This window comes from Tepidibacter hydrothermalis (assembly GCF_029542625.1).
Lineage (GTDB): Bacteria > Bacillota > Clostridia > Peptostreptococcales > Peptostreptococcaceae > Tepidibacter_A > Tepidibacter_A hydrothermalis.
On sequence record NZ_CP120733.1, the window covers coordinates 379608 to 403200 of the forward strand.

The following is a 23593-nucleotide window of genomic DNA, read 5'->3' on the forward strand; positions in this document are numbered from 1 at the left end:
GGATTGGTTAAGATTGCTGTTATTATTTTTAACTTGTGTTTTATCAGGATTAAATATATTTAGAAAACAAGAAAAATGATAATGGGATAGGAATTTGGGGGATTTAAAGGATATGATTCAAATTATAAATAAAACTTTAATTTTTATATTTGCAGTATTAAATATATACATAAGTATTAGAATTCTTTATTTAGCAAAAAAAGATAATTATAAGAATAGAGATTTTTTAGAAAAAAATAAAAATATGTTCACTAAAATCATGGATATTATTAATATTATCTGTATAATATATTTCATTTTTATAGCAGATGAAGAATATGAAAATTTGGCTATCAAAATTTATTTTGTAACCTTTTGTTTTAGAGATTTTTATATACAATATAAATACGCAGATGATAAAAAAAGAGGTCAATTAATTCCATATGGAATAGTTATTATATTCTTTACTATACTTGGAATTGTAGATTATATGGAAGTTAAATAGTTATATATATTATATGGATAGTACAAGTTCTATATAAACTAGAATAATTTTTTAGATACCCTAAATCATGAAAAGTACAGTTGTTATTAAGAGTGTAGAGACTAGATGAATTCTTTCATAAATTTGACTAATTCGGGAAAACTATAAAATACTAATTTAGATAATAATGGTTTATAGTTTGGAGGAAAAAATAGTGAATAAGGAAGCCATATCTGGTAAGCAGGCTGTGTGTATCATGATTCTATTTTTCTCAGGGACTTCTGCAATAATGACAAGGGGATTAGAGGCTGAACAAGATTTGTGGCTAGCTATTATTCTATCAGTATCTATCACATTGCCTATGGTACTTATATATGCGCACCTCCATTATATTTTTAAAGATAAAGATTTATTTGATATTCTTGAAATTTGTTTTGGCAAATTCATTGGAAAGGGAATTAGTATATTATATGTTTGGTTTTTCTTGGATATAATGGCGGTGGTTATAAGAAATATAAGTCAATTTATTACTATTACGTCTATGACTGATACTTCTTTAATTATACCAATGATACTTATTGGTATTTTATGCATTTGGTCGGTAAAAGAAGGAATTGAAGTAATCGGAAGATGGGGAGAATGTTTCATAATTATATATATTGCTTGTATATTGATTATAATAATATTAGCAATTTTTGAGAATGGTATCATTAGTTTAAACCCCATGTTATATAAAGGTATGAAGCCAGTCATGGAAGGTGCTTTTTTTACATTTACATTTCCTTTTGGCGAGGTAATAGTATTTACTGCGGCTTTTTCTGGTTTTAAAATGGGAACATCTTCTTATAAAGTTTATATACGAGGTTTATTTATAGGAGGATTAATAGTACTTGTAACTTCTATAACTACTATTTTAATTTTAGGAGTAGCTTTAGCTCAAAACTTACATTATCCTGCTTATAGTGCTATTGCACGATTAAGTATAGGGGACGTTTTACAAAGGTTAGAAGTAATAATAGCCATTATATTCATATTAGGAGGTTTTATAAAATCTAGCATATATTTGTTGGCTACGTGTAGAGGATTTACTAAGATATTTGAATATAAAGATTATAGATTCATAGTAACACCTGTTACTTTGCTGATAATTAATCTGTCTTATTTTGAATTTGATAGTATTATGGATTACGTTGACTGGAATGTGGAAGTATACCCATATTACGCCGTTCCTTTTTTAGTAATTTTACCTATTATCATACTTATTACTGCTGAAATAAAGAAGAAACGATTGTTTATTAATCAAAATATATAAAGTTAAACTTAATTCAGATGACGTTTTAGCTTTCGTATAAACAGAATTTTGTCAAGTGTGGTGATATAAATTGAGAGCACAAAAATTTACAGCTATTATAGGGATTAATAAAGGTCATTTTCATAAAAATAATAATCATGAAAATAAAGAAGATATGTATTTGAAATGGCAGTCATTAGGTAAGAAGTATTATGAATTAAGAGGAATATATGTTTCGGCTAATATATCTGAAATAAAGACTATATATCATGAAAAGTGGGGGTGTCCATTAGGTGGAGAAGTTACCTATGAGATAAGTGGAATATGTAATCCTGTATTTTCTGACTCAGATAAATGGAGAGAAATTGTTTTAGAGATTGTTAAAGACCTAAAGTTGTATTATGAACAATCAAGCTGTAGCCTAGAGTTTTGTGAGTGTGAGTTTTATTACTTAACCTAATAATATATACTTTTAGATATATTAATAGTAAAATAAGATATAGTAAAGCTACGGGAGTTGATATTATGATGAGTGGGTTTATATTTGCGTTGGTGGGGGTTATAAGTATTGCATATGCTTTTTCTGTTAAAAAGTCTGAAAGAAGACAAAAGAAACTTCTAGAATTTTTAAAGAAAAATGATAATGGTGAAATTGTATTTGGAAGTAAGAAATTTAAAAGTGAGGAAGGATATTTTACATATCAGTTCTATAGTTACTTAAATTCAGGCATATTTGCATTAATATATGGGTTCGCTGTTAACTCTTTTAATTTATATAGTAAAGGAATATGGGTATTTTTATCTTTTTTAATACTGATATACATAAATCAATTAATTTATAAAAAGCATAAAGATATGTAGTTTGAATCTTTCTTGGACAATCCAAGGAGGATTTTTTTTGTCCTCAAAGTAGTTAATGCATTAATCAAAAAGTAGAATCATATACATATATAGAGCAAGTCAGTTTACAAGGGGGTAAGTTAGATGGATGATAGTAAAAAAATGAAGCTCGCTGATATTTTGGCTTCTAAAGGATTATCAATTAATTATCAGTACGGAGGAAGTGCTCCTGAGGAGATGGTTGATAGAGAGGTAAAAAAAGAACCAACTCCAAGAGCTAAGAGGTTAAGGGATATATTTTATAATACATTATCAACTGCTAATATGGAGTTTCCTTATTGGTACAACCGTAAGTTTAATGAGCTTGAAGGTGAGATTACAGTAGTTAGAAGAGCTCTTGCTTTAAAAGAAGCTTTTTCAAGACTTACACCAAATATTATTCCTGGTGAGAAGCTTGTTATGCAAAAGACTTATAATTATAGAGGGTCTTTTCCTATGCCATGGCTTTCCGAAAGCTTCTTCGTAGCCAAAGAAAGTGAACTATACAAAGCAGCTCTTGAAACAGGAAGCGCAAGTTCTGGAGAGTTAAGTGAATTTGGAAATGGTGGAGGAAATGTTACAAAGAGCTTTGGAAATGTAGTTTCTATTGCTGGTAAGTTTGGAATGAGAAAAGAAGAAATTCCAGTTCTTCTAAAAGTTGCAAATGAGTGGGTAGGAAAGTCAGTTGAGGATTTAGGACATAAATACGAGAAAATGGTTCCGGATTATGAGGTTAAAGAAAATATAATGAGAAGTTTGGTTTGTATGTTTGACTCAGGATTTACTCTACCTCAAGGAAGAGAAGTAATAAATTATTATTATCCTCTTCAATATGGATTTGACAAACTTATAGAGATGGCTAAGGAATGTAAGGATGAGGTTGCTGGAAATGCAGGTGGAGATGGAGTAGTAGGTATGGACAGACTTTATTTCTATGATGCTGTAATCCATGCTATAGAAGGTATTCAAACTTGGATATTAAATTATTCAAAGCATGCAAGAAGACTTGAAAAAATAGCTAAGAATGAAGAAGATAAAAAAGAGTACATGGAGATAGCTAATTGTTTAGAAAATATAGCTCATAAAAAACCAGCTACATTCAGAGAAGCACTTCAATTATCATATACCCTACATATTTCAGTTTTAAATGAAGATGCTATATCTGGATTATCAATAGGAAGATTAGGTCAAGTACTATATCCTTGGTATGAACAAGATATTGAAGCAGGAAAGATAACTAAGGAAGAAGTATTAGAACTTTTAGAATTATATAGAATAAAAATTACATGTATAGACTGTTTTGCATCAACTGGAGTTGTTGGAGGAGTTTTATCAGGAAATACATTTAATAACTTAAGTCTTGGTGGACTTACTCCTGATGGACAATCAGCTACTAATGATCTTGAGATGCTGATAGTTGAAGCGGGTATAACGTGCTCAACACCTCAACCTACTTTATCAGTTCTTTATGATGAGAAACTTCCAGAGAAGTTCTTATTAAAATGTATAGAATGTGATAAAACTGGTGCAGGGTATCCGGCTTGGATGAATAATAGAGGCGGAATAGAATTCATGATGAATCAATATTCACCTGAGGGAATGACTATTGAAGAAGCTAGATCTTTTGCAATAGGAGGATGTCTTGAAACATCGCCAGGTTGTTGGAAAGAACTTGATTTAAACGGTAAGAAATATAAAATACCTGGAGGCGCAGGTCAACCTACAAGCGTTGGTGTTCACTTTGTAGCAAATCCTAAGGTATTAGAGTTAGTACTTACTAATGGAGTAGATAACAGAACAGGAACTAAGGTATTTGAGCCTCACAATAGAAAGCTTGAGACTTATGAAGAGTTAATTGATACATTCAAGATGTATTATGAAAAGGCAGTTGATGTTTTAGCTAAAACTAATAATGTACAGCATGATATATGGCGTAAACAGAATATGTCAGTTGTAAACTCTTTCTTAAAGCCAGATTGTCTATCTAAAGGACAACACATTGGTAATATGGGATATAAATATAATGCTACATTTAATGTTGAAAGCTGTGGAACTGTAACTATGGTAAATTCATTAGCTGCAATTAAAAAGATAGTGTACGATGATAAGAAGTTCACTCTTAAAGATTTAGAAAGTGCCATTATAAATAACTTTGGATTTAGAAATGCTCTTGAAACAAGAAATTTCTCAATGATGGATCAAGAAAAAGTAGATACTAGTGGAAAATATGATGATATATATGGAGAATGCTTAATGGCTCCTAAATACGGAAATGACAATCCTTATGCAGATAATATCCTTAAGGGATATGAGGATTGGTTCTGTAGTATGTCAAAGAATGCTATGTCACTTTATGCAAAACCTATGTATGCTTGTCAAATATCAGTTTCAACTCATGGAGCACAAGGTGCTGCAACGCTTGCTACAGCTGATGGAAGACTTGCAGGAACAACCTATTCAGATGGTTCAATGTCAGCTTACCCTGGAACTGATAAAAATGGACCTTATGCTTTATTTGAATCAGCTACAGTTTGGGATCATTCAAATTCTCAAAACTCTCAGATGAATATGAAGATACATCCAAGTGCATTAAGAGGAGGGCAAGGAACTAAGCATCTATTAGATTTAACACGCTCATATATGAGAAAAGGTGGGTTCCATATACAATACAATATAGTTGACTCTAAGGTGTTAAGAGATGCACAAGAAAATCCTGATAATTATAGAGATCTTATGGTAAGAGTTGCAGGATTTACACAATACTGGTGTGAGATAGGTAAGCCTATTCAAGATGAAGTTATTTCAAGAACAGAATATGAAGGAGTGTAGAGATATGTTAAAACACAATGATTGTTTAAATTTTTCACCTATGGATGCTGCAAAGGGAATTTGTAGAATTACAGGAAATATAATAAATATAGATTCTGATGTATGTGAAGCATTTGAACTATGTCCTAAATGTAGAAATTGTTCTCACTTTAAAAACTCTGATAAAGATGAACTAGGAATGTGCACAGGTCTTGATAAAGATAATTGGACATATGGAGATTTAAATGCTATAACTTGTAGCTCACACGAATTAAAAAAATAATATAGCAAATTGGAAGGATTGATACTTAATGCTAGAGAGCAGAGTAAGTGAAAAGGAAGCAAAACACCTAGGGTACATGGTAGTTCTTGCATCGTGGCTTGCAGTATTTTGTTTGTTCGGTTATAGAGCTACTTTTTCTGTACTTCAAGGACCTATGGCAAAGGATCTTGGCTGGAGTGCATCTGAATTAACTCTAGGTTATTCACTTATGATGAGCGTTTATGCAGTAACTGCATTCTTTAGTGGAATGATAATTGATAAATGGGGAACTAAGCCTGCGTATTTTTTAGGTGCTATAAGTGGTTCTCTAGGATTTTTGATAACAAGCTTTGCTAAAACATATATGTCATACTTGATTCCATATGCTGTATTTGCAGGAATAGGAACTGGTATGCTATGGGTATCATCAACAGTATCTGTTAGAAAATGGTATGTAGGTAAGGCATATGCAACTATGTGGGGTATAGCTTTTATGGGAGCTCCTGTTGCACAGGTTGTACTAAGTCTTGGAGCAAAACAGGTTCTTGCAACTATGGACTGGAGATTTGCTATGAGAATATTATCTCTTGTAGTATTAATAGCTTTAATAATAGCTACTTTAGTTGCAAAGAAAAATCCTAAATACTATGGACTTGAACCTTTTGGTATGGATACATTAAAAGTTAAGAAAAATAATGTTAATGATAAAGAATGGAGTATAAAGCAAGCTTTTTCTACATTCCCTATATGGGGTGCTATAATAGCATTTTTAACTAGTATGGTTGCAGAATTTTTAGTTTGGACTCAGATTGTAAAGTACTGGATGGCAGATTGTGATTTATCTTTATCTACGGCTACAAATCTTTATGTAGTAATAGGTATAGCTGGAATACTCACAATGCCTTTAATGGGAGTTGTAGCAGATAAGATGGTAACAAAGCTAAACCATGAAACTAAGGGTAGAAAATTTATGTTGATATTTGCACCTATAACAGGTGTTATAGCTTGTCTTGCTTTGATGGTAGGAAAAGGTGCATTAACTCTTAGCATCGTATCTTGTATAGTATTTGCTGTATACTGGGCGATTGAACCTGGTGGAGTTGCAGGATATGCAGCATCTGTTTATGGAAACAAGACTTTCGGTAAGATATGGGGACTGTCAACTCTTATAGTTATGGGAATAGGACCCGCACTTGGAAGTTTTATGGGAGCTTATTTATATGACATATCTGGAAGTTATTATAATTCATTAAAGTTTGCCATGGCATCATTTGTAATATCTGCCATAGTGGCAATGCTTCTTCCATTATCTATAGATAAAGATTAAGATATTAAAAAATAACAAGTCAATATACTAGTATACTGACTTGTTATTTTTAAATTTACCCAAAGTGAAAGTGAGGGGATTAAAATGGACAAGGGAATAGTATTTGACATACAGAGTTTTTCGGTACATGATGGGCCAGGATGTAGGACTACAGTCTTTATGAATGGATGTCCTCTAAGATGTGAATGGTGTGCAAACCCTGAAAGTTGGATTTTAAAGCCTCATATAATGTTTAGTGAAAATAGTTGCAAATATAAAAAAGGATGTACTATTTGTGAAAATGCATGTCCTCATGGAGGTTTGACATTTGATGATATGCCTAAATTAAATTGGAATATATGTAAAGATTGTGATACATTTGAGTGCAGTTTGAAGTGTTATTATGATGGATTCAAGGTGTGTGGTAAAGAATATAGTGTTGATCAAATAATGAAAATACTTACAAGAGACTCTCATTCTTGGAGTAGTGAAGGAGGAGTTACCTTTAGTGGGGGTGAGCCATTACTTCAAAGTGATTTTTTGATAGAGATATTGAAAGAATGTAAGAATAATTATATACACACTGCAATTGAAACAACAGCATATAAAGATAATGAAACATTTTTAAATGTTATGGATTATATAGATTTTGCATTTATAGATGTAAAACATATCAATAGAGATATGCACAGACAAAAAACTGGAGTATATAATGACATTATTTTAAACAACATTAGAACATTAAAAGAGAGTGATTGGAAGGGTAGATTAATTCTTAGAATGCCTGTTATAAGAAATTTTAATGACACATATGAAAATATAACTGACACAATTCAATTTATGAAAGAAAATGATTTGTTTGAAATAAATATACTTCCATTTCATAGACTTGGAGAATCTAAGTGGAGACAACTTGGAAAAGAATATAAATACAAGGATGAAGAGGGAACAGATCCTAAAAAGCTTGAAGAAATACAGGATTTATTCTTAGAGAATGAAATTGCATGTTATATAGGGCATGATACTGCATTTTAGATACTTAGATTTCGTATAAACGAAATCTGGGGGCTAGGTGGGTTATCAAAACTCTCTATGAAAATATTCACTAACATTTTCATAGAGAGTTTTAATAGTATTTAATATATCATAAGATTCAAACTTACCATATTTAAAACACATTCATAGATTAAAATCTAAAATTAAAAAATAAATGACATTAAAATGTTAGAGAATGATTTAACGTTTTGTATAAAACTTGAATTACAGCGTTTGAATATACGTTAAGAAAGTTATTTGTCTGACCGCTAGGGAGTTTATAACTTTTAGGATATTCAATAAGGTGGAATTCGTAGTTTAATTAAAAATATTTACAACATTATCGGTATTTTAATGTCATTTATTTTGTGATTAAGCATATAGTATTCTCTTGGTTATGCGATAAATCGATTTATCAGCTAGAAATTATATGACTTCTTTATTTTGCTTTGCCATAAGATTCATTTCTTTTTTTAGCATTATACCTGTTATTAAAGTTGATATAGCATCTGACATAGGGAATGTTATCCATACACCTAAAAGTGGTGGATTTATCAATCTAGGTAAAATAATAAGTAGTGGAGCAAATAATATTACCTGTCTTAATGCAGATAATACAAGTGCTGGAATAGCTTTACCGATGGACTGATAAACAGATCCTCCTACTGACTGAATTCCTATTACTGGCATGAATAAAAGTATTATTCTAAGAACAGTAGCTGATTCATCTACTAGTTCTGGATCAGTTAAGAATAGTCCCATAAGCTGCTTTGGAAATAACATACCAAATAATACAGATGTAACTGCAAATGCTGTAGTTCCTATTAGAGCATATTTGATGGATTTGTTAACTCTATGCATTTGACGAGCACCATAATTATAGCCAACGAGTGGTTGAAGTCCTTGAACTATACCGAATAAAGGCATCATTAAAAACATTAATATTTTAAAGGCTGCACCATAAATTGCAAATGCATCATTTCCACCGTATATTTTAAGCGAGTGATTTAAAAGTATAGCTACAAAACTACTAGCAATTTGTCTTGCAAAAGATGAAAATCCTATTGAAAATATTTGATTTAATATATTCTTATTAGGCTTATAATGATGAGCCTTAGGTTTCATATTTGTCTTATCACCTTTTAAGTAGAATATTACAAATAGGAATGAGCAAAATTGAGCTAATGATGTAGCTATTGCAGCACCTTTAATTCCCATACCAAAACCAAATATAAATATAGGGTCTAGTATAGTATTAAGTACAGCACCTACAAGCATTGTAAACATTGCAGCCTTTGAATTTCCCTCAGCTCTTATAAGTGAGTTAGTAGACATAGCGAATTGATTGAATATACTTCCTATTAATATAACACTTACATAATCTTTAGCATAAGGCATTATCTCGGTTGTTGCACCGAATAATAAAAGTATAGGGTCTATGAATATAAGACCAATTGAGACCATTAAAAGACCTAAAACTATATTAGATAAAAATGCATTACCCACTACTGTTTCTGCTTTTTCATAGTCTTTTTCACCTAGAGCTCTTGAATATACAGAAGAGGCCCCCATTCCTACCATTTGAGCTATTGCTGTTATAACCATTTGTATAGGAAAGGCTACAGTAAGTGCTCCAAAAGCCAAAGGCCCTGCACCTTTACCTATAAATATTCCGTCTATTATATTGTATAAGGCACTTACTAAAAGTCCTATTATAGCCGGCATAGATAACTTAAATAAAGTTTTTTTGATATCACCAGTTTCTAGCATTTGATTGCGTTCATTCATGTTTATCGCTCCTTACTTTTTAAATGATTTGCAAGCTTTACGTCTCCAGAGTATTCACATGCATTTATAGTTAATTTTGTTATAGTGTTTATGAATTGTTCTATTTCATCAGCTGATATTCCATCTGTTATAATATCCATCCATTTTGCAAGCGATTCATATATATAGGGCTTAACTTTTATAGCCTTTTCAGTTAGATGTAATCTATAAGCTCTTTTATCATCTGGATCTACTTGTCTTATAACATATCCGTTTTCTTCTAATTTTTTAACACCACGTGCAACATTTGCTTTATCTATTTTAATTTTTTTTGTCACATCATCTTGAGTTATACCATCGTGATAAAAAAGGCATATCAAGATCATGTATTGACCTTTACCTATTGATAATTCCTTAAATTCACCATTAATAAATATTTGACCATATCTGTGTAGTATAGATATAGATTTGCCTATTATATGTCTATCTTCAGCTTTCAATTTAATCTCTCCTTTACTTTAAGCAACAAAGTCCGTAGGACTCGTTGGCGCCATGAGCTATGCGATTAGCATAAAATTATTTTAGTTGTTATCGCAACTAAAATAATTTTAACACAGAACTGTTGCGAGTGCAACTAAAATATATTCAAAAAAATTTAAAGAATAAGTGTACCTTTTTGACATAAAACTACATTTTATTTATAGAAGATGAAACAACCGGTTGAAATTAGTCTTCCAAAACAAAATAAAATTATGATGGAGGATGGTAGAAATGATAAGTAACAATAAAAAATTTGATGCAGTGTTTGAAGGTGGAGGCGTAAAAGGAGTAGCTTTTGTAGGTGCAATACGCAAACTTGAAGAAGAAGGATATGAACTTCAAAGGTGTGCTGGTACATCAGCAGGATCTATAATATCAGCACTTTTAGCAGTAGGTTATACAGGGGAAGAAGTAAAAGAAATTATGCTTAATACAGATTACAATAATTTTTTAGATAAGAATATATCTATACTTAGCTCAGGTAATATATTTGAAAAAGCATCACATGCATATAACTTATTTATGGATAAAGGGCTTTATAGTGGAGATTACTTTGAAGAATGGATATATAATCTTCTTAAGACAAAAGGAAAAATAAAGTTCAAAGATGTTTGTGTAGATGGACAATCGAGACTTAAAATAGTTTGTGCTGATGTAAGTAAGAGTACTATGTTGATTTTACCTGATGATCTTGAAAAGTATGGAATAGATCCTATGGAATTTGAAATATCAAAAGCAGTAAGAATGAGTATGAGTATTCCATTCTTCTTTGAGCCAGTAAAGCTAAATCATAATCAAGGAACTAGCTTTATAGTAGATGGTGGAATAATATCTAATTATCCTATATGGATATTTGATACAGAAGGTAGACCGCAGTATCCAACATTTGGATTTAATCTTGATGAAAATGAGTTAAACTATACAGCACAAGGCAAAACAAATTTCTTGTATTATGCAGCTGATGTAGTTAGTACTTGTGTATTCAGCAGTAAAAATGAGGACTCATATATTAGAGATAAAGATTTAGCAAGAACAATAGATATACCAACATTAGGAGTAGGAACAACTGACTTTGATTTATCAAAACAAAGAAGCTTAGACTTATATCGATCGGGATATGAAAGCACTGAAAAATTCTTAAAAGAATGGGATTTTGATAAATATGTACAAGAATATAGAAGTGAAATAGAAGTTACAGCTGAATAATATGATCTAGCAAAATACTCTAGGGTTATATAACCCTAGAGTATTTTTATGAAATATTAATCATCTTTACTAGAATTTTTTAAATTAGGTAATTTATCTAGCAATGATGTATCTTTTATTTTGTGTTCATCAAACCAGAAATATTCAAGGTTTGTAAGATTAGATAAAGAACTTATATCATCAATTTCATTATTTATAATACTTATGTATACTAAAGAATGTATATTTGATAAAGGGCTTATATCTTTTACTTTATTATTATCAATACTTAAACTATGAAGGTTCGATAAAGAACTAAGTGGTGTTATATCTGATATAAAATTAATGCTCATATCAAGGTTTGCTAAATTAGTTAATGTACTAATTGATGAAATATCGCTTATATTATTTCCTGATATATTTAGAAACGTTAAATTGCTTAAATCAGATAGAAAACTTATATCTGATAAATTATTACCTCCAATGTTTAGTTCTTTTAAATTTTTTAATTTAGATATATTAGATAAATCACTGATTTTATTTGATGATATATCTAAATCGTTTAAATTATAAAGAGTTGAAAAATCTGGAACTACATTTATATAATTACATCCTAGCTGTAGGCTTGTAAGTCTAGATAAATTAGATAAACTTGAAGCATCTTGTATATTATTATTGTCAAGATTTAATGTATTTAGGTTTTTTAGATTATTTAAAGGTAGTATATTTTCAATTAAATTATATGAAGCATCAAGGTCAGTTAAGTATTTAATAGAGCTAAGAGGTGATATATCTTCTATTTGATTTTCACACATATATAAACGATGAATATTTGTTAAAGCGTTAAAACTGCTGATATCTTTTATATTGTTAGAACTAATATAGAGGCTTTCTAGATGTTGTAAGTCACTTAATGCATTTACATAAGTAATATTATTTTCTTCAAGAAATAGTACTTTTAAATTTTTAAGATTATTTAGAGTGCTTATATCCATAATTTTATTAGAAGAAAGATCTAAATTTTCTAAGTAGCGTAATTGTTTTAATGCAGAAATATCTTGAATTTGATTATCACATAAGTCTAGATCTCTCAAAATTTTTAAATCTTTGATACAAGAAATATCACTTATTTTATTAGATTCTAACCTTAGAGTATCTAAATATTTACAATTAGATATAAATGATATATCTGATATATTACAATCTCTAATAGTAAGCCTGTTTAGGTAGTTTAAATTACTGATTGAATTTATATTTGATATATTCATTTGCTCTATAATAAGACACTCTAAATTTGGAATATATTTCAAATCTTCAAGGTCTATAGAATTTGAAGAAGTATTGTCGGATGGAACAGATATAGATAATTTAACTACGCTTTCTAAATCGCTCTTTAATAAATCTCCTTCTGGTTTGTCTAAATAAAATCTTATAGAGTCTTCAAGATTTTTGTCATGTATATTAATAACAGTATCTTCTATATTTTTCTTTTCAAAATTAGAATTCGGTTTTATAAGAACGCTCTTTGTTGTAGAGTCCCAAAATACCTTACAGTTAAAGCTTTCAGATACGAATCTTACAGGAACCATAGTTCGGTTATTACTAATAATAGCTGGTGAGTCTAGATTTACTTTAATATCGTTTACAAGTGCGTAATTACGTCCGATTACTAATTCAATTTCGGTATCGTTTTTTTTAGCTATAACGGTTTTAGTATTACTATCCCAGTATATACTAGCACCTAAAGATTCGAAGATAGCTCTAACAGGAACCAAAACACGCCCATTTTGAATTATAGGTTGTGAGTCCATAACTAAAGGTTCATCATCTATATACACGTTGATAGAATCAGCAAAGCATATAGAAAGAGATAAAAAACTTAGTATGAGAGTTAATAATAAAGTTTTGAAATTTAATTTCATAATACAACTCCTTTTCTATAATAATTTCCAAATATATAATATTATACAATATATAACATATATATCGAAATCATTATTTGATTTTTAAATAATAATAGTACTAGATTTAATTTAAAGGAGAAACAATATGAAAAAGAATCGAATCAAAATTTTATTTAAAGTTGTAATATTACTATATTTTATTATAGGTGTTTTTGGATTACTTGAGGATTTTTCAAGTAGATTATCAGATTGGATTGTATTAGGAGTTTGTATTTTTATAATTAGAATTTTAATATGTAATATATCAAATAGAACAGATATATTAAAAAAAATAACTAATATATGTATTCTATGTTGTATTTATTTTGCATTAAGTTCTATAATACTAAATCATTATGGCGATAGTCGTAAATCTCTAGAAAAAACTATAATAAACACATTATCATTTGAGAACACATTCAATATTCCTGTGAATATAGATTGTGTAATACCGTTAAATGAAAAAAATTTAAATTACACAGGATGTATGAAAGACTACAATAATAACGAGATTTCTGTTATTATGAATTTCAAAAAATACGATGAAAAATTTATTTTGCCAAATAGAACAATTGTTACTTATAGAGTATTTTACATTGTTCCAATGGTGAATATTGTATATGGATATTATGGAGATAATAATTAATCTTTTAGATATGTTTAACGCTTTTTATATTGATTTTTAAAAGAGCATACATTTAAAGATAGTTGAAGTTTAATATCGAAATTAAAAAATAAAGAGCATTAAAATGTTAGTGAATGATTTAAATATTTTTGTATAAAACTCGGATTATACCGTTTGAATATACGTTAAGAAAGTTCGTTGTTTGACCGTTAGGGAGTTTAGAACTTTTAGTATGTTCAATAAGGTAGAATTCTTAGCTTTATTAAAACGTTAATACATGATCGGTATTTTGATGCCCTTTATTTTGGATATAAACTTATAAAATTTTCAATATAATGCTTTAGGTAAATAGAAAATGGTTTTAGTTAAAAGCACTAATACGTTCTTTAGTTATTTTCAATATACCTATTTCAGCACTTTTTACATTTTGAGTAGGTATATCTAAAACATTCATATTCTCATCCATCCAAAGAATCATTTTCTCATTTTCAAACAAGTGATTTGAAAAAGGAGCTTTATAGAATATTAACTTTCCATCTTTGAAGTAAGCAGAAGATAAACCATCCATTTTACCTATATCATCTGCTTCTGTAGCTGTTAATTTCATTGGTGATCCATCTTTACTCCAAAGGCAAAGTGTTTGCTCTTCCCATCCTTCTTTTATTGGAGGAAGTTTTACTTCTTTTTTCTCATATGTATTCAGTTCTTTATCAATCATTTTTACTTGCTTCATTACTATTTCCTTTATATCTTTAGGCTCGTCTTTATCTACTGATTCGTTATTAGTTAATTCATTAGTTACAGGTTTAGAGTCTTGGGTATTTTGTACTTCTTCTTTTTTTGAACATCCTACACTTAAGATTAGTCCTAAGCTTAGAACTGAACATAATAATAATTTTTTCATTATATAACCTCCTGTATTCTTTCAATGTTTTATAGTATTAATTATAGTGTTTTTTTTACTTGATATAGTTACAAAAAGGTTACAAAATTATATTTAAAAATATAATCACATATTTTGATTATTATATTTTTTTCTTTTGATTTCAGCAGTTATCCATATAATAATTGGAAAAATAACTTGAAACGGAAAAGCGTAATATGTCCATATTTCTGAAGTCCATTCCATGTTATACATTATGCTATCATGTACAAAGTAGGATAAATTAATTATAAGTAAAGAAACTAGAGTAACTATAAATCTATGATTATTAAATCCGAATAGTTTAACAATTCCTTTAGAAGTAGCCAATAAATATATACTTATTTTTACAAAAACTCCCAAAGTATATGCAATAGCCATTACTATTTCTAATCTTTGGAGTAAATCTCCAATATCTATTAGAGATATACTTTTATATGCGGGAAAATATGAGTTTGAAGCTATGTTTACTCCTATAACAGATATAGTAATTAAAGAAGTTACAGTTAATATCGATCCTCCTATTAACAAACCCAATGTATAAATTTTATAAGAAGAATTAATTTTTTTAAAAGTAGAAAAAGCCATAGAAAAAACTACTACTTCACCAAAGGGAAATGAAAATGACGAAAAAGCTCCCTCTGCAACTGGTTGTATACCATCATATAAAATAGGGAGAAGATTATTTACATCTATATCAGGAATTAACAATAATACTACAATAAATCCAAGTGCCATAAGTACTTCCAAAAATAATTCTGTACATCTAGATATTACTTCTAATCCTTCTTTTACAACCCAAGTACATAATATAGAAATGCCTATCATGGGTATGACTTTAGGAGTTCTTATAAATGCAATTGTATGGACAAATAGACCAAAATTAAGTAGAACTAATGATGTTGAATGAAATACATACCATACATATAATATACATATTGTCTTTCCGATAAACTTATTGAAACAAATCTCTATAATATCAAATAAATCTTTACTTGGAAAAAGATAATAAAGTCTAGCATATATAAGTACCATAGGTAGAGCCATAAACATTGCGGAAATATTAGCTAACCATAGATCTTGTTTAGCATCAAGTCCTGGAACTATTAATACTGCAGTACCTATTATAAATATAATCATAAGGTATATTCCTTGCTTATCAGAGATAACTTCTTTATTCACTATACAGTCCTCCAAATTATAATTGAATATTATTAAAAATACTTAATTATATGATTCAAATAAATAATTTCTATTCTGTATAGTATTCCTAAATTTGATAAAATTAATCAAAGAGAGTCTTGTTAGTTCAAAACTTAGTAAATAGAATATGATTTTTAAAGAATAAGAATTTGTTACAAAACAATGTTAGTATATAATAACATTAGTAGATTAAATTTAAAGGAGCAAATATATAATGGATATACAAAAAAATATATTAAAAAAATATTTTGGATACGATAGATTTAGAAAAGGACAAGAAGAGGTTATAAATAGTATATTACAAGGAAATGATACGATAGCAATAATGCCTACGGGTGCTGGTAAATCTCTTTGTTATCAGGTTCCGGCCATGGCACTATCAGGAATAACAGTAGTTATTTCTCCACTAATATCATTAATGAAAGATCAAGTTGATACACTTAATGAAATAGGAATAAAATCAACATACATAAATAGTACATTAACAAATCTTGAAATAACAGAGAGATTATTTGATGCAAAAGACGAAGAATATAAACTAGTTTATGTTGCACCAGAGAGACTTAACTCAGGTGAGTTTTTGAACTTTTTAAATGAAGCAAAAGTATCTTTAATAGCAATAGATGAGGCTCACTGTGTATCTCAATGGGGACATGATTTTAGACCAAGCTACACAAGAATTAGTCAAACCATAGAGAATTTAAATGAAAGACCGATAGTTTGTGCATTTACAGCAACTGCTACAAGTGAAGTTAAAGATGATATTAAAAAATTATTAAAGCTTAGAGATCCTAATGAATACATAAGTGGATTTGATAGAGAAAACCTTACATTTTCAGTTATAAGAGGAGAGAATACTAAAAAATTCATATGTGATTTTGTTGAGAATAACAAAGAACAAACTGGTATAGTATATACATCTACAAGAAAAGCGGCAGAGTCTATATATGAAGCATTAATTAATAAAGGACATAGAGCAGGTATATACCATGCAGGTCTTACAGATGAGCAAAGAAGCAAGATGCAGGAGGATTTTTCATATGACAATATAAATGTTATTGTAGCAACTAATGCATTCGGTATGGGAATAGACAAGTCAAATGTAAGATATGTAATACACAATAACATGCCTAAAAATATGGAAAGTTATTATCAAGAAGCGGGACGTGCAGGTCGTGATGGAGAAAAAAGTGAATGTATACTTTTATTCAATCCAAGAGATACTCAAACTCAAAAATTCTTTATAGAAGAGACTATACACAATGTAGAAAGAAAAGAATATGAGTATAGAAGACTTCAAGATATGATAGATTACTGCCATACATCAAACTGCTTGAGAAAATCTATACTAGAGTATTTTGGTGAGGAAAATGTAGATGATAAGTGTGGAAACTGTAGTGTATGTAATGATAATGAAGAAAAAGAAGATATAACAGTACTTGCTCAAAAAATAATTTCTTGTGTTTATAGAATGCAGGAGAAGTACGGAGCTATACTTATAGCAGAGGTTTTAAGAGGATCTAAGAATCAAAAGGTATTAAAGTTTGGATTAGATAAGTTAAGTACTTATTCAATAATAAAAGAATATACGGTAAAGGAAATACAAGAGATAATAAACAAGTTAATAGCTGATGATTATCTTGTCTTGTCGCAAGGTCAATATCCTGTTGTCAAAATGAACAAAAGATCTATAGATGTTTTAAAAGGTAAGGAACAGGTCTTTATGAAAATAAATAAAAAGGTAAAGAAAATAGCCAACACTGGAAACGAGCTATTTGATATATTAAGAGATCTTAGAAAAGAAATATCTACAAAAGAGAACATACCTCCGTATATAGTATTTTCAGATGCATCACTTAAAGAGATGAGTACATATATGCCTGAGGGTGAAGATGAGTTCTTGACTATAAAAGGAGTCGGACAATCAAAGCTTGAAAAATACGGTGATATATTCATGCAAAAAATAGATGAATATAGAAAAAGTAAAAATATAAAGACTAAAGAAGTTAAACAAGAAAAGGAAAATAAAAAAGAAAAAATAAAAAGTCATGTGATAACTTTTAATATGTATAATGAAAATAAAAGTATAGAGGAAATAGCAAGTGAAAGAGGTATAGAACCATCCACTGCAAAAGAACATTTATTTAGATGTGCAATTGAAGGAATGGAAGTGGACTTAGATCAATTACTTCCAGAGGAATATGAAAAACAAATAGAAGAAGTAACAAATAAGATTGGATACAATGGATTAAAAACTATAAAAGAAAATTTACCAGATGAAATAAGCTATTTTCATATAAAAGTGTTTTTACACAAAGTCAAAGGATAATATTGTAAAAAGATACCTTAATATGGTATTATTATAATGCTTTAAATCAAGGGGGGAATAGATATGGAAAATGATAAAAGTATTATAGATATCAATATTAAAATACAAGATGAAATAGATTCGGGTATTAGCTTAGATAAGAAACTAAAAATTATAAGTATATCTGTTTTATTAGGAATTATATTTAGGTATTTTTACAATGGAGATAGCATAGGAATATCTGAGCTAATATTTGCATCTTTATTTATTATAGCTTGTATATATTCTGTTAAAGATAAGGTTAATTTGAAGAGTAGATTCAGTAATTTTATTCTTTTATTTATATTTATAATGTGCTTGAACTTTTGTATCTACAATAATAATTTAATAAGGTTATTTAATTTTATCCTAGTTCCTATAGCCATAAGTGCATATATTATAACTATAAGATATGAGAATGTAGATTTTATGAGGATATCAAGTGTAAGATACATTATGAATAGACTCCTAAATAGTTCATTTAGTAATATGAAAAAGATATTTTCTTTTTCAAAGCAAGCTGTAAAGAATGACAAAACAAAGGTTAATAATGATAATATAAAAAGTGTATTAATAGGTATAGTAGTATCTATACCACTTTTAATAATAGTAATATCGCTTTTGGCATCTGCTGATATGATGTTTGACTATTATATAAGAAATTTAAAAGATGCATATGAGTTTATAATTGAAAGAGTTAATTTAGCAGATATAACAGGAGATATAATAGTAGTTTTATTCTTTTCTATGTACTTTTTTGGATATATATGGAGTCTTAAATATGAATGCGAAGAATACAAAATTAAAGATGATTATAAATGGATAAATCCAGTAACTATTTTAACTGTATTATGTTTATTATGTGGTATATATTTATTATTCTCGATAGTACAATCATCATATCTTTATGGAGGAAATAAGCACGTTCTTCCGAGTGGATATTCTTATTCAAGATATGCAAGACATGGATTTTTTGAACTTTTAACAGTTGCATTGATAAATTTTTCAATACTTATATTCAATATGAAAAATGTAAAAATAACATCTGATAAAATAAATAAAACTTTAAATGTATTTTATACTATACTACTAGTATTCACAGGGAATATGCTTTTTTCATCAAATTATAAATTAACAATATATGAGAGAGCACTTGGATTTACAAGACTTAGAATATATGTACATATATTTTTATTTACATTATCTATAGTTTTGATATACGGATTAATAAAAATTTGGAAGAAGAATTTTAATGTATTCAAATTTTCATTGATATCTATAATGATTATATATATGGTAGTCAACTGTGTGAATATAGATAAAATAATAGTTAATAAAAATATAAAAAGATACAATGAAACAGGTAGATTAGATAAGAAATATATAAGAAATCTTTCCTATGATGCTATAGATGCCATAAAGCAAAATGAGTATAAATTAGATACAAAACTTGTTGAAGAATATATAAAAGAAGAAAAAGAGTACTTACAAGAATCATATGATCATTGGTATGAGTACAATTATTATAAGTCTAAGTTCTTACATACTAATATATAAAGTGAAATTTAATTCATATGGAGTGTTAGAACTTTTATTTTTCGGATAAATAGGAGATTAAAAAAGGATACTTAAGAACGAAACTGTTCTTTGGTATCCTTTACTAATTTTACTATATCTTTATATGCCTTTTGAGCACCTTTTAGAACAATAGGTCTACCAAATGAAACTAAATGAAGTCTTCTAGATGAAAAACCTCCTATTTTCATAAGTGTATTTACTGTAGTCATAGAGTCTATAAATAATAGATCATCTGCATTTTTATTAGATATAGAATATGCACTTTTTACTGTATTTAAAACTAAATCTTTATTAAATTGTCTACCCAAGCTATATACTTCATTTCCAAACTCGTCTGTTCCTTTAAAAATCAAAAGACCCATATCTTTTTTTTGCATAGTATCAAAATATCCAATATTCATTATTTCGTCTGCGCTAGGTACTCTATCGTTAGGAAGGATGTTTAAGTGAATAGCGGCAGCCGTTGCAGAAGAATGTGTTCCTCCAACGCAATGATATATAATCTTCATGATTTAACTCCTTTTTTATAATTTTATATTAAGATGTTAATAGTATATCCCACTATTTGTTTTAATATTTAAATAGGAATATATAAAGTGAAACTTAATTTAGAAGCTGTAGAGTTCTTATTTTGGATAAATTTACATTTTAATAAAAATATGTTAATATTAAATTCTATAATGGCTTAAGATAAAAACACGATCCGGTTGGTAGTCCGGATGCAGATTTTCTGTCAGTAACCTGCCCTCCTGGGGTTGTCCATTCTTAATAAAGGCTAGTAAACAGGAGGAATGGAAGATGAGTAGTATTTTATCAGGTAAATTAACAGTTTATTTTGAAACCCAATTTTGGGTTGGCGTATTTGAAAGAGTTGAAGAAGGAAATATTGAAATTTGTAAAGTAGTGTTTGGGCCTGAACCAAAAAGTTGTGAGATATATGAATTTATATCTAAAAATTATAATAAACTTAGGTTTAGTAGACCGATTGCTATTGATAACAAAGTTGAAAAAAAAATTAATCCTAAAAGACTTCAAAGACAAATACGTAAAGCTACACAAGAACGAGGAATTAGCACTAAAGCTCAACAAGCAATTAAGTTTGAACATGAATCAAGAAAAGTTGAGAGAAAAAAACTATCTAAAGAAAAAATCGAATTAAAGAAAAAAATAGATTTTGAAAAAAAACAAGCAAAGAAAAAACAAAAGAAAAAAGGTCATTAACTAAAATACACAGGGGAGAATTCCCTGTGTATTTTTTGATTATACTAATAAAAAGTATTGACTTAAGATCGATAAGGATTTATAATGAATCTTAATTCATATTAAATGAATCAAGGTTCATAAAAATTGATTTATGATAGAATAGATATATAAATAATGCTATCCATATAGTTAAAATTATATACTTAATAGAAATTAAAATAGGAGAGGTGAAATATATGCCTAAAATTATAGAAAATTTAGACATGAAAATATTTGATAGTGCAATAAAATTATTTGGTGAACATGGATATAAAAAAGTAGATATGAAGATGATAGCCAAAGAAACTAAAATAGCAGTTGGAACATTATATAACTATTATCCAAATAAGAAAAAACTTTATGCTGAGGTATTTACAAAGAGTTGGGAAACTACTTTAAAAAAAGTCGACTCTATAATGGATAAAGAGATAGATAGTAAACAAAAAATAAAAGAGATGATAACTATATTGTACGAAGAAACTGTAAAAAGACAAGGTATAGGTAAGGAACTTATAAAGGAAAATGTATTTGAAGACGACGTATTTTTACAGATTAAAGAAAAGTTATTAAATGATATTCAAACTATTATAAAGGATATAAATAAAGATCAAGAAATAAAGCTGGAGGATAGTATGCACAAAAAACTAGCTCAGACTATATTGACTCTTATTATAACTTTTATAAATGAGAATAAGAATGAAAAAGATGAAAATATAAAGTTCATAATAGAACTTTTGGAGTGTACTTATAGTTCATAAATGAAAGGAGACATTTAAATGGAAAGTAGAGAGAAAAGAGCGAAAATGATGGGAGAAGCTGATGTTAGAAAGGTTTTGACTAAGCTTGCGATTCCCGGAATAATAGCTATGCTTATAAATGCAATTTACAATATAGTAGATACAATGTTTGTTGGGATGCTAAATAATACTAGTGCAATAGCAGCAGTATCTGTAGTATTTCCAATGTTTATGTTAATAGCAGCTATAGGACAGATGTTTGGAGTAGGAGCGGGATCTTATATATCTAGATTGCTTGGTGAGAAAAATAAAGAACAAGCTGACAAGACTACCACAACTACATTTATAACTAGTATTATATTCAGTTTAGCATTTACTGTGTTTGGATTAATCTTTTTACAACCACTTCTTAGAGCTTTCGGTGCAACTGATACTATAATGCTATTTGCTGAGGATTATGCGAGAATACTTATAATAGGTTCTATATTTACTATAGCAAATATGGTTCTTAATAATATGATAAGAGCTGAGGGAAATGCAAAGTTTAGTATGATAGCTATAAGTATAGGAGCTCTTGCAAATATAGCACTTGATCCTATTTTAATGTTCGGATTCGATATGGGAATAAAAGGGGCTGCACTGGCTACTGTATTAGGTCAAGGGTTATCTTTTTTATATCTTATAAATTATTTTGTATCTGGTAAAAGCTTTATAAAGATAAATAAGAAGTATTTTGCACCATCAAAACCTATGTACTCTGAAATACTTAAAATAGGATCTGCAACATTTGCAAGACAAGCACTTGCAAGTTTATCATTAGGACTTATAAATGTTGCAGCTAGACCATATGGAGATGCTGCAGTAGCTTCTATGGGAGTAAGTCTTAGGGTGTTTTCGTTAGGAGTTTACGTAGTATTTGGATACAACCAAGGATTTCAGCCTATAGCAGGTTATAACTACGGTGCTAAAAAATATTCTAGATTATTTGAGGCGATTAAGATATCTCTTAGAACTACAACTACATTTACTACTATTATGACAGTAGTATTTATGATATTTGCAACTCCTATAATATCTGTATTTACTAATGACCCAGATGTTGTAACAATAGGATCTAGAACTTTAAGAGTTATAAGTATATTATTTCCGTTATTTGGATTCCAGCAAGTTTATGCATCTTTATTCCAATCTCTTGGAAAAGGTAAAGAAGCTTTTTTATTATCAGCTTCAAGACAAGGTATATTCTTAATACCTGCTATATTGATATTGCCTAAGTTTATGGAACTTGATGGAGTAATATTTAGTCAAGTTGTAGCAGACTTTTTTACTATAATAGTGACGTATATACTCTCTAGAAAACTTCTTAACAAATTAAAAAATGAAGATATAAATTTAAAAACAAGCTAAAAAAGTCATGAGATTTTTCTCATGACTTTTTTTATATGAATTCAAAATAATAT

The 23593-nt window shown here is 28.7% G+C and carries 21 protein-coding genes; 15 read left to right on the forward strand and 6 right to left on the reverse strand.

Features of this window, described 5'->3' with window-relative positions; all coding sequences use genetic code 11:
- Positions 1–112: 112 nt before the first annotated feature.
- The 8 genes from P4S50_RS01560 (at position 113) to hpdA (ending at position 8044) form a co-directional block, all read left to right on the forward strand.
- Entirely contained in the window at positions 113–484 is a 372-nt protein-coding gene (locus P4S50_RS01560) for a hypothetical protein (RefSeq protein WP_277732757.1), read from the forward strand.
- Between the two features lie 193 nt (positions 485–677).
- Positions 678–1775 carry a GerAB/ArcD/ProY family transporter gene (locus tag P4S50_RS01565; protein WP_277732758.1) on the forward strand — a complete coding sequence of 366 codons (1098 nt, stop codon included), beginning with the start codon at positions 678–680 and terminating at the stop codon, positions 1773–1775.
- A gap of 70 nt (positions 1776–1845) precedes the next feature.
- The gene (locus P4S50_RS01570; protein WP_277732759.1) at positions 1846–2214 is read left to right on the forward strand and encodes a hypothetical protein; all 369 of its coding nucleotides are present in this window, start codon (positions 1846–1848) and stop codon (positions 2212–2214) included.
- Positions 2215–2279: 65 nt separating this feature from the next.
- Positions 2280–2615: a hypothetical protein gene (locus tag P4S50_RS01575; protein ID WP_277732760.1), complete on the forward strand. Its 336-nt coding sequence runs from the start codon at positions 2280–2282 to the stop codon at positions 2613–2615.
- 123 nt (positions 2616–2738) lie between these two features.
- A complete protein-coding gene (gene hpdB, locus P4S50_RS01580; protein WP_277732761.1) occupies positions 2739–5462 on the forward strand; it encodes a 4-hydroxyphenylacetate decarboxylase large subunit in 2724 nt (907 codons plus the stop codon).
- Positions 5463–5466: 4 nt separating this feature from the next.
- Positions 5467–5724 carry a 4-hydroxyphenylacetate decarboxylase small subunit gene (gene hpdC, locus P4S50_RS01585; protein ID WP_277732762.1) on the forward strand — a complete coding sequence of 86 codons (258 nt, stop codon included), beginning with the start codon at positions 5467–5469 and terminating at the stop codon, positions 5722–5724.
- Positions 5725–5752: 28 nt separating this feature from the next.
- Entirely contained in the window at positions 5753–7030 is a 1278-nt protein-coding gene (locus tag P4S50_RS01590) for an MFS transporter (RefSeq protein ID WP_277732763.1), read from the forward strand.
- Positions 7031–7114: 84 nt separating this feature from the next.
- Positions 7115–8044 carry a 4-hydroxyphenylacetate decarboxylase activase gene (gene hpdA, locus P4S50_RS01595; RefSeq protein WP_277732764.1) on the forward strand — a complete coding sequence of 310 codons (930 nt, stop codon included), beginning with the start codon at positions 7115–7117 and terminating at the stop codon, positions 8042–8044.
- A gap of 426 nt (positions 8045–8470) precedes the next feature.
- Here the strand turns inward: hpdA and P4S50_RS01600 are convergent, their stop codons facing one another.
- Positions 8471–9832 carry an MATE family efflux transporter gene (locus P4S50_RS01600; RefSeq protein WP_277732765.1) on the reverse strand — a complete coding sequence of 454 codons (1362 nt, stop codon included), beginning with the start codon at positions 9830–9832 and terminating at the stop codon, positions 8471–8473.
- Positions 9833–9834: 2 nt separating this feature from the next.
- Positions 9835–10311, reverse strand: coding sequence for a MarR family winged helix-turn-helix transcriptional regulator (locus tag P4S50_RS01605; protein WP_277732766.1), 477 nt, complete (start codon positions 10309–10311; stop codon positions 9835–9837).
- A gap of 271 nt (positions 10312–10582) precedes the next feature.
- Between P4S50_RS01605 and P4S50_RS01610 the strand changes: the two genes are divergently transcribed.
- Positions 10583–11557 carry a patatin-like phospholipase family protein gene (locus tag P4S50_RS01610; RefSeq protein WP_277732767.1) on the forward strand — a complete coding sequence of 325 codons (975 nt, stop codon included), beginning with the start codon at positions 10583–10585 and terminating at the stop codon, positions 11555–11557.
- A gap of 56 nt (positions 11558–11613) precedes the next feature.
- Here P4S50_RS01610 and P4S50_RS01615 read toward each other — a convergent pair whose 3' ends face one another.
- On the reverse strand, positions 11614–13458 hold the full coding sequence (locus P4S50_RS01615; protein ID WP_277732768.1) for a leucine-rich repeat domain-containing protein: 1845 nt from the start codon (positions 13456–13458) through the stop codon (positions 11614–11616).
- A gap of 127 nt (positions 13459–13585) precedes the next feature.
- Between P4S50_RS01615 and P4S50_RS01620 the strand changes: the two genes are divergently transcribed.
- On the forward strand, positions 13586–14125 hold the full coding sequence (locus P4S50_RS01620) for a hypothetical protein (RefSeq protein ID WP_277732769.1): 540 nt from the start codon (positions 13586–13588) through the stop codon (positions 14123–14125).
- A 340-nt stretch (positions 14126–14465) separates the two neighbouring features.
- Here the strand turns inward: P4S50_RS01620 and P4S50_RS01625 are convergent, their stop codons facing one another.
- Together P4S50_RS01625 and P4S50_RS01630 are read right to left on the reverse strand one after the other, a co-directional pair.
- Entirely contained in the window at positions 14466–15008 is a 543-nt protein-coding gene (locus P4S50_RS01625; protein WP_277732770.1) for a hypothetical protein, read from the reverse strand.
- Between the two features lie 105 nt (positions 15009–15113).
- Entirely contained in the window at positions 15114–16208 is a 1095-nt protein-coding gene (locus P4S50_RS01630; protein ID WP_277732771.1) for a GerAB/ArcD/ProY family transporter, read from the reverse strand.
- Positions 16209–16443: 235 nt separating this feature from the next.
- Between P4S50_RS01630 and recQ the strand changes: the two genes are divergently transcribed.
- Complete coding sequence (gene recQ / locus P4S50_RS01635; protein WP_331489681.1) at positions 16444–18558, forward strand: DNA helicase RecQ; 2115 nt, start codon at positions 16444–16446, stop codon at positions 18556–18558.
- A gap of 63 nt (positions 18559–18621) precedes the next feature.
- Positions 18622–20133 carry a DUF4153 domain-containing protein gene (locus tag P4S50_RS01640; protein WP_277732772.1) on the forward strand — a complete coding sequence of 504 codons (1512 nt, stop codon included), beginning with the start codon at positions 18622–18624 and terminating at the stop codon, positions 20131–20133.
- Between the two features lie 71 nt (positions 20134–20204).
- Here the strand turns inward: P4S50_RS01640 and P4S50_RS01645 are convergent, their stop codons facing one another.
- Positions 20205–20663, reverse strand: coding sequence for a DUF3189 family protein (locus P4S50_RS01645; protein ID WP_277732773.1), 459 nt, complete (start codon positions 20661–20663; stop codon positions 20205–20207).
- Positions 20664–20952: 289 nt separating this feature from the next.
- On the opposite strand from P4S50_RS01645, the gene P4S50_RS01650 reads away from it, so the two are divergent.
- The 3 genes from P4S50_RS01650 (at position 20953) to P4S50_RS01660 (ending at position 23540) form a co-directional block, all read left to right on the forward strand.
- Positions 20953–21375: a YjdF family protein gene (locus P4S50_RS01650; RefSeq protein ID WP_277732774.1), complete on the forward strand. Its 423-nt coding sequence runs from the start codon at positions 20953–20955 to the stop codon at positions 21373–21375.
- Positions 21376–21593: 218 nt separating this feature from the next.
- A complete protein-coding gene (locus P4S50_RS01655) occupies positions 21594–22154 on the forward strand; it encodes a TetR/AcrR family transcriptional regulator (RefSeq protein ID WP_277732775.1) in 561 nt (186 codons plus the stop codon).
- Between the two features lie 18 nt (positions 22155–22172).
- The gene (locus P4S50_RS01660) at positions 22173–23540 is read left to right on the forward strand and encodes an MATE family efflux transporter (protein WP_277732776.1); all 1368 of its coding nucleotides are present in this window, start codon (positions 22173–22175) and stop codon (positions 23538–23540) included.
- The last annotated feature ends 53 nt before the right edge of the window (positions 23541–23593 follow it).

What these genes read in the sequence shown, in the direction of transcription:
- P4S50_RS01560 (WP_277732757.1), top strand. Translation starts at nt 113, where the DNA reads ATGATTCAAATTATAAATAAAACTTTAATTTTTATATTTGCAGTATTA.
- P4S50_RS01575 (WP_277732760.1), top strand. Translation starts at nt 2,280, where the DNA reads ATGATGAGTGGGTTTATATTTGCGTTGGTGGGGGTTATAAGTATTGCA.
- hpdB (WP_277732761.1), top strand. Translation starts at nt 2,739, where the DNA reads ATGGATGATAGTAAAAAAATGAAGCTCGCTGATATTTTGGCTTCTAAA.
- hpdC (WP_277732762.1), top strand. Translation starts at nt 5,467, where the DNA reads ATGTTAAAACACAATGATTGTTTAAATTTTTCACCTATGGATGCTGCA.
- P4S50_RS01590 (WP_277732763.1), top strand. Translation starts at nt 5,753, where the DNA reads ATGCTAGAGAGCAGAGTAAGTGAAAAGGAAGCAAAACACCTAGGGTAC.
- hpdA (WP_277732764.1), top strand. Translation starts at nt 7,115, where the DNA reads ATGGACAAGGGAATAGTATTTGACATACAGAGTTTTTCGGTACATGAT.
- P4S50_RS01600 (WP_277732765.1), bottom strand. Translation starts at nt 9,832, where the DNA reads ATGAATGAACGCAATCAAATGCTAGAAACTGGTGATATCAAAAAAACT.
- P4S50_RS01610 (WP_277732767.1), top strand. Translation starts at nt 10,583, where the DNA reads ATGATAAGTAACAATAAAAAATTTGATGCAGTGTTTGAAGGTGGAGGC.
- P4S50_RS01615 (WP_277732768.1), bottom strand. Translation starts at nt 13,458, where the DNA reads ATGAAATTAAATTTCAAAACTTTATTATTAACTCTCATACTAAGTTTT.
- P4S50_RS01620 (WP_277732769.1), top strand. Translation starts at nt 13,586, where the DNA reads ATGAAAAAGAATCGAATCAAAATTTTATTTAAAGTTGTAATATTACTA.
- P4S50_RS01625 (WP_277732770.1), bottom strand. Translation starts at nt 15,008, where the DNA reads ATGAAAAAATTATTATTATGTTCAGTTCTAAGCTTAGGACTAATCTTA.
- recQ (WP_331489681.1), top strand. Translation starts at nt 16,444, where the DNA reads ATGGATATACAAAAAAATATATTAAAAAAATATTTTGGATACGATAGA.
- P4S50_RS01640 (WP_277732772.1), top strand. Translation starts at nt 18,622, where the DNA reads ATGGAAAATGATAAAAGTATTATAGATATCAATATTAAAATACAAGAT.
- P4S50_RS01645 (WP_277732773.1), bottom strand. Translation starts at nt 20,663, where the DNA reads ATGAAGATTATATATCATTGCGTTGGAGGAACACATTCTTCTGCAACG.
- P4S50_RS01650 (WP_277732774.1), top strand. Translation starts at nt 20,953, where the DNA reads ATGAGTAGTATTTTATCAGGTAAATTAACAGTTTATTTTGAAACCCAA.
- P4S50_RS01655 (WP_277732775.1), top strand. Translation starts at nt 21,594, where the DNA reads ATGCCTAAAATTATAGAAAATTTAGACATGAAAATATTTGATAGTGCA.
- P4S50_RS01660 (WP_277732776.1), top strand. Translation starts at nt 22,173, where the DNA reads ATGGAAAGTAGAGAGAAAAGAGCGAAAATGATGGGAGAAGCTGATGTT.